The 10,469-nt window shown below is 72.6% G+C and carries 8 protein-coding genes; 3 read left to right on the top strand and 5 right to left on the bottom strand.

Annotation, left to right across the window (positions count from 1 at the left end):
* The 4 genes from pglW to IE312_RS04545 form a co-directional block, all read right to left on the bottom strand.
* Positions 1-4,129 (bottom strand): BREX system serine/threonine kinase PglW (gene pglW, locus IE312_RS04560; RefSeq protein WP_189978610.1); only part of this gene is annotated, 4,129 nt, incomplete at its 3' end.
* Positions 4,130-4,335: 206 nt separating this feature from the next.
* Complete coding sequence (locus IE312_RS04555; RefSeq protein ID WP_189978608.1) at positions 4,336-5,067, bottom strand: ester cyclase; 732 nt, start codon at positions 5,065-5,067, stop codon at positions 4,336-4,338.
* 73 nt (positions 5,068-5,140) lie between these two features.
* Positions 5,141-5,914, bottom strand: coding sequence for an SDR family NAD(P)-dependent oxidoreductase (locus IE312_RS04550; protein ID WP_189978606.1), 774 nt, complete (start codon positions 5,912-5,914; stop codon positions 5,141-5,143).
* Between the two features lie 75 nt (positions 5,915-5,989).
* Positions 5,990-6,658, bottom strand: a complete 669-nt coding sequence (locus IE312_RS04545; protein ID WP_189978604.1) for an MOSC domain-containing protein — start codon at positions 6,656-6,658, stop codon at positions 5,990-5,992.
* Positions 6,659-6,738: 80 nt separating this feature from the next.
* Here IE312_RS04545 and IE312_RS04540 point away from each other — a divergent pair, with 80 nt between their 5' ends.
* Entirely contained in the window at positions 6,739-7,647 is a 909-nt protein-coding gene (locus IE312_RS04540; RefSeq protein WP_189978602.1) for a LysR family transcriptional regulator, read from the top strand.
* A gap of 128 nt (positions 7,648-7,775) precedes the next feature.
* Here IE312_RS04540 and IE312_RS04535 read toward each other — a convergent pair whose 3' ends face one another.
* Entirely contained in the window at positions 7,776-8,105 is a 330-nt protein-coding gene (locus tag IE312_RS04535) for a WhiB family transcriptional regulator (protein WP_189978600.1), read from the bottom strand.
* A gap of 381 nt (positions 8,106-8,486) precedes the next feature.
* Here IE312_RS04535 and IE312_RS04530 point away from each other — a divergent pair, with 381 nt between their 5' ends.
* Together IE312_RS04530 and IE312_RS38735 are read left to right on the top strand one after the other, a co-directional pair.
* Positions 8,487-9,098, top strand: coding sequence for a response regulator transcription factor (locus tag IE312_RS04530; protein ID WP_003948568.1), 612 nt, complete (start codon positions 8,487-8,489; stop codon positions 9,096-9,098).
* Between the two features lie 997 nt (positions 9,099-10,095).
* A partial coding sequence (locus IE312_RS38735; RefSeq protein WP_229899040.1) for a sigma factor occupies positions 10,096-10,469 on the top strand: 374 nt, incomplete at its 3' end.

Below are 10,469 nucleotides of genomic sequence, written 5' to 3'. Positions count from 1 at the left end.
GCTCCGCGAGGTCCACGAGCCGCTGCCGTACCCGCTCCGCCGCCAGTCGCGTGTACGAGGCGAGCGCCGCGCCGAGGGTGCCCGTCGCGGTGAACTTGGCGTCCGCCTTCAGCAGGGCCTGCCAGCGCACCGACTGCTCCTCGGCCAGCTCCTTCAGCGCGTCCAGGAACATGCCGTTCAGCGGCACGGTGATGGCGCCGAACCGCTCCGCCAGCGCATCGGCGACACCGGGCAGCTCCGCGCCCTTCAACGTGAGCGCCAGGAAGCCCCCGCGGCGACGGGTGTCCGTGAGCCGTGCCGACAGCACCTCCCTCGGGTCCCGGCCCTCGGCGATACGGCCCTGGGCGGCGGCATACAGAGAACCGGTGCTGGTCAGCATCGAGGAGGACAGGTTCAGGCGACTGCCCGCACCCTCCTGCGCCCTGGGCACGAAACGGCGCCGGTCCTGGTCGTAGACCAAGGGGAAACCCGCCTCGACGAGCGCCTCGGCCAGCTCCACGTACGTCGTCCCGTCCAGCACGGACAGGCCGGGGAACCGCGCCCGGACCCGGGCCAGCAGGTCCGACGTGGAGATGCCGGTTTCGGGGCGGACGCCCGCCGGAGCCTGCGAGATACGCAGGGCCCGCTCCAGGCCGAGCGACAGCGGGAACAGTTCAAGCCGGGGGGAGAAGGCCACGCCTCCCGCCATGGAAGCGGCCAGCTCAACCAGTCGTGTGTCGGCGAGCGGAGCCATGCCGTCGGGCGCGGGCACGGCGCGCAGTTCCCGGAGCACGGTGGCGCGGCCGGGCAGGGGGTCGCGTCCGGCGAGGTCTGCCGCCTGCTCCCCCAGCAGGGTCGCGTAGTCGGCGAGTTCGGCCGGCGTGGGGTCGTCGGCGCCCGGCTGGTCCTCCAACGCGATGACGATCCGGCCGCCGCGCCGCTGCACGGCGAAGCGGGGCGGTGCCTCGCCGGCCCCGACGGGGTCGTCGTCCCGCTTGCGGATCTCCGTTTCCACCGCGGCCCGGACCACGGCCAACGCCTTGGCCTGGGCCTCGGCCGGGTCACTGGTGCCCGCGCCGTGCCGGGCGCGCAGCTCCGACGCCAGCTCCTCCGCCGTCGACACACGGTCCCGGTCGGTCAGGATCGCCACCAGCTCGTCGCGGACCCGGCCGAGCCAGGGCAGCTCGGCCCACTGCTCGACCGCAGCTTGCTGGTTCTGCGAAACCGTCGGCTGGCTGATGCCCAGGGCCTTCGCGATCAGGCTCTGCGCCGGCCACGGCTCCAGCGGCTCCCCGGCCTCCAGGACCCCCGGCAGCTGGAGGGTCGCACGCACCACGTCGGGGCGTGGCCGAGTACGACGCTTACCCTCGGGCGGCGTGAGACGCGCGGCCAGGGTGTCGACCGACTCGAGGGCCTCTTCCGGAGCGTCCGGCTCCAGTGCCACCGGCTTCCTGGCAGTGGCCTTCCGGCGCAGCGCCTGGGTCCACTGGCGGTGCCGGCGGTTCAGCTCCTTGCGGATCGCGTTGCCCGCGCCACGCGCCCGGGAGATGTGGTGCGGGGGAATGTCCAGCAGCTCTTCGACGGTGTGGGCCTTGAGACTCTCGGCGACCGAAACCGCGCGCGGTGAGAGACCGGCAGCCGCCAGCGGAGTCTTCAGGGTGGCCGCCTCGGCGGCCTGTTCCCGGGCGTCCTCCAGGTCGTCCGCGCTCAGCCCGACCGTGGCCGGCGTCGTCGCAGGGCGGGCCGCGTCCGCCTTCCGGAAGACCTGCCGCCACGCTTCCTGCAGCTGCGGCAGGGTGTCGTAGCGGCGCTCGACGTCCCGGTGCAGTGCCCGTTCGAAGAAGGCCTTCAGCCCTTCGCTCAGGGCCTGCGGGAAAAGCTCTGCCGACACGTGCAGACTCGCGTCCGCGACCATCCGCGGGTCACCCTGCCCGTCCCCCCACACCGGCCTCTCCCCGGAGGCCATCTCGTGCAGGGTGACCGCGGCGGCGTACCACTCGGCGTGATCGTCGTAGCGTGAGCGGCCGGCCCCGCCCAGGAACGGATCGAGGTACCCGCGGGTGCCCGCGTGCAGGTCGTGGTCCGGGGCGTCCGCCAACGAGAAGTCGAACAGCATCAGCTGCCAGGAACCGTCGCTCCGCTTGAACAGGCCCAGGTTGTCCGGCTTGATGTCGCGGTGCCGCACCCCGCGCGCCGCCAGGGTGTCCAACGCCTGGAACAGGTCGTTGCCGAACCGCTCCAACTGGTCGTAACCGAGGGGGCCCTGGTCCCGCAGCCGGGAACCGAGGCTCACCGGCTCGCGGTCGTCCTCCCCCCGGAAGCCACCCGCATACTCGATGTCGAGGACCGTGTGACCGGCCAGCTCGCGCGGTTCGGCGAGCAGTTTCACGATGTAACCGCCGCCCACCTCCTTCAGCGCCTTCGCCTCCGCCAGCAGGCGTGCGTCCTTCTCCTGGTCGAGGGCGACCTTGAAGACCCTGAGGGGCTGCTCCCCGTCGTCCGTATCGGTACGGCGCACCAGCAGTGCGCGGGCCGTGGCACCGGTGCCGAGCACACGGACCACCGTCCAGGTACCGTCCAGCGGCTGCTCCGGCTGCACGGTCAGGGGATCGGCGACCGGCCCCCCGCCCGCGGAGGGCGCGGCCGCGTCCGCTTCCGCCGCGCCCAGCAGCTCCAGGAACTCGTCGACCGACGCCAGACGGTCCCGGACGTCCGCCGACGTGGCCCGGAAGACGAGGGTGTCCAGCGCCGCCGAGATGGAGTCGGAGACGGCATAAGGGTGCAGCCCGCCGTCACCCTGCAGGCGTTCCAGCAGCGCGCTGCGCCGGTCCGCCGGCGGCCGGCCCGTGAGCAGCAGGTAGGTGAGAGCGCCGAGCCCGAAGACGTCGAGGTCCACCGGGTCGGCGAACTCCTGGTCCGTCTCCGGCGCCAGGTACACCTGCGCCGTGTCCGCGATCAGCCCCCCGTCCAGGGGGGTGTCTCCGAGCGAGCGGTGCAACGTCGTCTCGAAGTCACGAGCCGCGGTCTGCCAGTCGGCGATCCGCAGGACCGGTTCACTGCCGTCGTCGCGTGCCGAGACATAGACCGAGCGAGCGGCCAGGGCCCGGTGGTAGAGGGACCGGTGGTGTGCGTACCGCGCGGCCTCGGCGAGCTGCCGCACCAGATCGAGACGCTGTGCGGGGGTGAGACGACCGCCGTACGCGTCGAGGTAGGCGTCCAGCCGAAGGTCGGACTCACGATGCCGGAAGAGGATCGCCGGGCCGCCCTGGTGCTCACGGATCTGGACCGCCTGCACGATGCCCCGGTGATTGATGCCCTGCAGCACCTGGTACTCACGGCGCGCGGCCCGGTCCACCTTCGCGCGCTGCTCGTCCGAGGCGGCGGCGCCCGCCAGGTATATACGGACCCGCCCGCTCTCCTGGACCAGGCCGTCGTCCCGCACGGCCAGCCGGTCCTCCCAACCGGGACCCGCGTCCAGTGCACGCGGTTCGAGCTTCCAGTCGTCCCCGAACCGCAGGTGCGCGGTGGAGTGGCTGACACCGACCTTCTGCATCAGCCGTTCCAGGCGCTGGCTGATCAACGGGGTGATGCGCCAGCTCTCCCGCTCCGGGGGGCGGCCCAGCAGATCGTCCCAGATCTTCGGCAGCCCGCTCGCGCCGTCGTTACGGCCGTAGACCGAGGTCCGTTGGAACTCGTCCAGCTCGCTGACGAGACCTGGGTCGTGCAGAAACACCGCCGGCTTGATGAAGGGCACGTCCCGCACGTTCATGCCCAGCGCGCGTGCCGCCCGCTCCAGCTGCCCCTTCAGTTCCTTGGCCTTGAGATCGGTCAGATGAAGGGGATTCCGCAGGGTGCGCACCCGGTCACCGTGGAACTGCCAGGTGTCGCCGTGGTTCACCACCCTGCCGGGGTGGCCCTTCAGCTCCAGGAGATAGAGGCCTCCCGGAACGGCGATCAGCACATCGCACTCGTTGATCCGGCCGGAGGCCCCCGTGAACTGGAACGTCACCCATGCCCGGAAGGGTTCCGTCTTCGGCATCAGCTCCCGGAGATGGTCCAGCCCCTCCTGCTCCCACTGAAATCCCGACCGTCGTGGCTGGAACCAGCACTCCCGGGGAGCGGGAGCTGTCGGCTCGGGAACAGCGGGCACCAAGCACCTCCGGAACGGCAGTAGTGAGAGGGGGAACGGCACGACGACACGCTCCACGCCACCCCCCTCGACGGCGAGGTCAGAATCCTATTCCGACCCTCTGACATCCACTCCGGTCCGGTTCGGACGACGAACAGCCGGGTGCCCCGCTGAGGCACCGGGTGCGAGAGGGCTCCCCGGCGCCGGGGGCCGCCGGCGCACGTCCCTTATTGCTCCAGCTCGTCCAGCGCCCCGAGCTGCTGCATCAGCCCCAGCTGGTCGTGCTGCCACCAGAGCTCGGTGATCTTTCCGTCGGCGGCGAACCGGAAGAGGGTCATCCCCGTCATCGCGACCTGCCTGCCGGTGGGCGCGATCCCCAGGAAGTCACCCGTGTGCGTCGCGTTCCACGTCCACCGCGCACAGGCCCGCTCGTCATCGGCGACGACGTCCTCCACCGTGAACGCGAAGTCGAAGGCGCCGCGCCACATCCGGAACTCGGCGCGGACGTGGTCCAGCCCGATGGTGTCCTGCGGGTTCACCGGGTCGTGACTGTGCACGTCCTCGTCCAGCAGGTCGTTGAGCGGCGGCAGCTCGCCCGCGCTCGCGAGCACCCCGAAGAACCGCCGCACCGTGCGGGCCGTCGTACCCGCCTCCCGTACGACGTCCAGGTGAGCCTCCCGCACGACGTCCAGGTCGATGAACGTCGGCATCTCGTCGCACAGCGCGACCATCTCCCGGAAGATCCGGTCGGTCTCCGGGAGGTTCGAGTTCCGCATCGCCTCCTCGTACGACGGGAACTCCACCAACTCCACGACGTGCGACGCGTCGGAGTGGTCCGTACCGACCAACGCGTGTGTCGCCGTCCGCTTGCCCTTGGTCTGCTCGACCCAGTCGTCGATGAGCCGGTTCATCTCGTCCAGCCGGCTCGTCCTGCACTCGATGAGCTGTACGAAGGTCATGGCGCCGCCTCCGGCCCCCTGGTCCGGTACCGTCCCGCCCATTTTCCCACCGGGACGGCAGCGCCACCCGCCGCTACTGCGGCCCGTACTTGCGCCCCGTCCGGGAGCTGATCCCGCCCAGCAGCCCGCGCGGGGTCACCTTCACCAGCCCCATCAGCGCCTTGTACCGGGGATCAGGGATGGAGAGGGTCTTGCCGCGCGCGAGGTCGGCCAGCGCCGACGCGACCAGTTTGTCGGCGTCCAGCCACATCCAGCCCGGGATGTTGTCGGTGCCCATCCCGGCCCGCTGGTGGAACTCGGTCCGCACGAACCCCGGGCAGAGGGCCATCAGCCGCACCCCGCTGCCGGCCAGGTCCTTCGCCGCGCCCTGGGTGAACTGCACCACCCACGCCTTGGACGCGCCGTACGTGCCGCGCGGGACGAACGCGGCCACCGAGGCGACGTTCACCACCCCGCCCCGGCCGCGCTCGCGCATCGCCCCGGCCGCCGCCGACGTCAGCCGGAGCACCGCCTCGCAGTGCACCTTGAGCATCCGCAGCTCGTCCGCCATCGCCACGTCCAGGTAGCGGCCCTTGTTGCCGAAGCCTGCGTTGTTGATCAGCAGGTCCACCGGGTTCTTCCGGTCCCCGAGCCGGTCGGCGACCGCCTCGATGCCCTTGTCCTCGGACAGGTCGGCGGTCAGCACCTCCACCTCGATGCCGTGCCGGTCGTGCAGTTCCGTCGCCTGCTCGCGCAGTCGCTTGGTGTCGCGGGCCACCAGGACGAGGTCGTGCCCGTCCGCCGCCAGCCGGCGCGCGAACGCGGCACCGATGCCCGCGGTCGATCCCGTAATCAGAGACGTTGTCATGGCCCAAGGGTAGTGACCGGTGCCCGCCGTCCCCGGTGCCCGCCCCGCCCGGCCCGGCGGCCTCCTGACGGCGGCTCAGGCCCCGTGTTCCGCCACGTACGCGCGGGCTTGCCCCAGCGTGTCCGTGTGCAGCGCGTCGCCCGCCGCGAGCAGCCGGGGCAGCAGCTCCCGCTCGGTGGTGACCGCGCGGAACTGCATCGTCGCCGTCACGCCGTGGTCCGGCCGGTGCACGATCTCGACCGGGTCGCCGCCCCGGATCTCACCGGGTTCGATCACCCGGAGGTAGGCGCCCGTCGCGCCCTTCCGGGTGAACCTCCTGACCCAGCCGCGTTCGCCCAGACGGCCCTGGAAGGTCTGGCACGGGATACGGCCCGAGGTCACCTCCAGCACCACCTGGCCGCCGATCCGCCAGCGCTCGCCTATCAGCGCCCCGGAGACGTCGAGGCCCTCCGTCGTCAGGTTCTCGCCGAAAACACCGTTGGCCAGCGGCCGGCCGAGTTCGCGCTCCCACGCGTCGAGCTCCTCGCGGGCGTACGCGTACACCGCCTGGTCGTCCCCGCCGTGGAAGCGCGTGTCGCACACCGCGTCCCCGGCGAGCCCGCTCGCGCCCGTCCCCCGGGGGCCCGGCGCCGCCACCCGCACCGGCCCGTCGGTCGGGTGCTTGTCGATGCCGGTGAGCCCCTCGGGCTGGCTGGTGTAGGCGACCCGGCGGGGGCTGCCCAGGTTGACGGAAAGAAGCCTCATGACCGCACGGTAAGTGATCGAAGCCCAAAGTGTCGACGCATTATCGGGTGCGAGACCCAAGGCTGCCTTATGCTCATGGGGTGATCGAGGCCCGTCATCTCCGCGTCCTGCGCGCCGTCGCCACCACCGGCTCCTTCTCCGCGGCGGGGCGCCAGCTGGGCTGCACCCAGCCGGCCGTCAGCCAGCAGATGAAGGCGCTGGAGACCTCGGTCGGCACCCCGCTGCTGGTGCGCACCGGGCGCGAGATGCGCCTCACCCAGGCCGGCGAGGCCCTCGTCCGGCACGCCTCGGGCATCCTCGCCGGGCTCACCGCGGCCGAGGAGGAGGTCGCCGCCATCGCCGGGCTGCGCGCGGGCCGGGTCCGGCTGGTCTCCTTCCCCAGCGGCAGCTCCACCCTGGTCCCCACCGCCCTGGCCGCCCTGCGCGCCGCCCACCCCGGCACCCGGGTCTCCCTGGAGGAGGCCGAGCCCCCGCGCTCCGTCGAACTGCTCCGCGAGGGCGACTGCGACCTGGCGCTGGCCTTCCGCTACGAGGGCGCGGCGGTCGCCGAGGACTGGGGGGACCTCGTCGTGCGCCCCCTGCTGACCGACCGCCTGGTCGCCCTGGTGCCCGAACGGCACCGGCTCGCGCGCGCGGAGGCCGTCGCGATCGGCGAGCTGGCCCAGGAGCCCTGGATCGCGGGCTGCCCGCGCTGCCGCGGCCAGCTGATCGAGGTGTGCGAGGGGGCCGGTTTCACCCCGCGCATCGACTTCGCCACCGACGACTATCCGGCCGTGGTCGGTCTGGTGGGCGCGGGCCTCGGCGTCGCCGTACTGCCGCAGCTGGCCGTGGAGTCGGTGCGGCCGCGGGGCGTGCGCACGGTACGGCTGGAACCGGCGGTGCGGCGGGAGATCGTCGCCCTCACCCTGCCCGACCTGGCACAGGTGCCGGCCGTGTCGGCGACGCTGGAGCAACTGGCCCGGGCGGCACGCCCGGGCGGGCGCGGCTAGGGGTCCCTGGAGCCGCGGCCAGGGGTCCGGGGGCCGCGGCGAGGGGCTGTGCGTGGAGCGGGTCACGGGCACGCGTGCGCGTGCCCGGCCATGGTTCCGTATGTCCGTCTGGGTGAAGAAACGTTCCTTCAGTGATCGGAGGCGGTGTCCCCGCTGGTGGTCGTCGCCGCCACCAGGCGGTTGCGCGCCCGCCCCATCAACTCCTCACGCTCGTCCTCGGTCAGTCCGCCCCAGACTCCGTACGGCTCGCGCACCGCCAGCGCGTGCGCCGCGCACTCCGCACGGACCGGGCACCTCATGCAGACCTCCTTGGCCGAGTTCTCGCGAGCGCTCCGAGCCGCCCCGCGCTCGCCCTCCGGGTGGAAGAAGAGCGAGCTGTCCACCCCGCGGCAGGCAGCCAGCAGCTGCCAGTCCCACAGGTCCGCGTTCGGTCCGGGAAGGCGGGAGAAATCTGCCATTACGTGACCCCTTGTCGCCGTTCTGGGCGGATACGGTGCCAACGACCGTACATCTCCGGTCTAAGGAGATGAAAATATGACTCATTGCGAATCTAGCCCCGGACACTGCGAAACGGGAAGAAAAGGGGCCAAATGGGGCATAGGTTGTGATGAAAAGTTGAGAGTCCGTTGGGCATGTCTGCACCGTGTCGGTCCCCTCACATAGAGTGCCGAAGACGGCACGCGGGCCCGTAACTCTTTCGAGTGACCGTCGTTGAGAGTGCGGAGGCGGTTGAAAACACAAGCGCTCGGGCAGGCGTCCGAGACGGTCGACCGCACAGGTGACGATTCCGTACCAGCCTGGAGGCTCAAGGTGACGCGCATCAGCTGCGGAGGGCGGTCATGACATCCGTCCTCGTCTGCGACGACTCCCCGCTTGCCCGAGAAGCGCTGCGCCGCGCGGTCGCGACCGTGCCCGGTGTCGAGCGTGTGACGACGGCGGCCAACGGCGAGGAAGTCCTCCGCCGCTGGGGCGCCGACCGCTCCGACCTCATCCTGATGGACGTGCGCATGCCCGGCCTGGGTGGCGTCGAGACCGTGCGCCGGCTGCTCTCGGCCGACCCCGGCGCACGCATCATCATGCTCACCGTCGCGGAGGACCTCGACGGCGTGGCCCTCGCGGTCGCCGCCGGCGCGCGGGGCTACCTGCACAAGGACGCCTCGCGCGCGGAGCTGCGCGCCACGGTGACGCAGGCCCTCGCCGACCCGACCTGGCGGCTCGCCCCGCGCCGCCTGCGCTCGGCCGAGATGGGCGCCGCGCCCACGCTCACCGCGCGCGAGATCCAGGTCCTGGAGGGCATGAGCCACGGCCGCTCGAACGCCGAGATCGGCCGTGAGCTGTTCCTCTCCGAGGACACCGTCAAGACGCACGCCCGCCGTCTGTTCAAGAAGCTCGGCGCCTCCGACCGGGCCCACGCGGTGGCCCTCGGCTTCCGCTGGGGACTGGTCCGGTAACGGGTGCGAGGCCCTGCGGGCCACCCGATACGTCCCGCCGTCCGGCCCGACTCCCGCGCGTCCGGCCGCCCGGCCCGACTCCCGCACCCGGCGCCCGCACGGGCGAGGCCGGACCGGCGGGGGCGGGGCCGGTGGTCGGCGGGTGACCGGTCCGCGGCCGGGGTGCCGGTGGGTGGCCGGCCGGTGACCGGTTCGGGTGACGTGCCGGTGGCCGGTCCGCTGTCGGGCGGCTGGTCGAGGGTCGGTTCGTCGACGGGAGCTGCGCCGAAGGGGGCTGCGCCGACAGGGGACCGGTCTGCTTCGGCGGCGGCCGGTGACGTAGTCGTGGCCGGCTCGCCGGCGCCGCGCCCCGGTCGGATCGGTCCGGCCGTTCCGGGAGCCGGTGGCCTCGCGCCCGCGTACGGCGCCGCCCGGGGTGGCCGGGATCTGCCGTGTGTTCCCGTGGTCGTCGCGCCCGCCGGTGTCCGTCGGGGGAGGGGGCGCTGTCCGAGTCCGCTCCGGTTCGCCCGGCGTGCACTCGGCGGCCGCGCCCGGGCGGGCGTCGCCCTGGGCGTGGGCGAGGGTGTGCGGCGGCGGTGGCCGATGCGGGTGCCGTGCACGTGCCGTCACCGGGCCGCGCCTTGACCGGGGCCGGTGGGACGGGTGCCGCGGAGCGGCCGGGGTCCGGTCGTACCGCACCGTCGTACGCGCCGGTGGTGCGCCTCACAAGGCGGTGCGCTCCGGCGTGCAATTCGCCCCGAAACGGTCGGCGAATGCGCCGGCGTACTCCACCGCCGAACCACCTGGAGGGCCCCGTGCAAGGCGGCCCGCCGTACGCGCGCTGCTCGTTTCGGCGCGGATGCCGCATCCTTGAGGTGTGGAGTCTCTCGGGGACGAGTCGGTCGAGCGGAAGGGGAGGGCGCAGGGAATGAGTGCCGGCGCACCTGCTCATAACGCTTCGGTGCACAACCACGAGCACGATGCGACGGACCGGAGGGCCTCAGGGCACCATGGACCGATGCGCGACGACGAGGCGGGCACGGCCCACGGGGCGATCGGTGCGCTCGTGCATCGTGCCGTCGACGGGGACGAGCAGGCCACGCACGATCTGCTCGCGCATGTCCACCCCTTGGCGCTGCGCTACTGCCGCACCCGGCTGTCCCGGCTGCCCGGCGACGCGCGCCACTTCGTGGAGGACCTCGCCCAGGAGGTCTGCGTCGCCGTCCTCCTCGCCCTGCCCCGCTACCGCGACACCGGCCGCCCCTTCGAGGCGTTCGTCTTCGCCATCGCCTCCCACAAGGTCGCCGACCTCCAGCGGGCGGCGATGCGCCACCCCGGGTCGACCGCGGTGCCGTCCGACGAGATGCCCGAGCGGCCCGACGACTCCCTCGG

Source organism: Streptomyces capoamus (assembly GCF_014654935.1).
Lineage (GTDB): Bacteria > Actinomycetota > Actinomycetes > Streptomycetales > Streptomycetaceae > Streptomyces > Streptomyces capoamus.
This window is presented reverse-complemented; position numbering and strand designations above follow the sequence as displayed.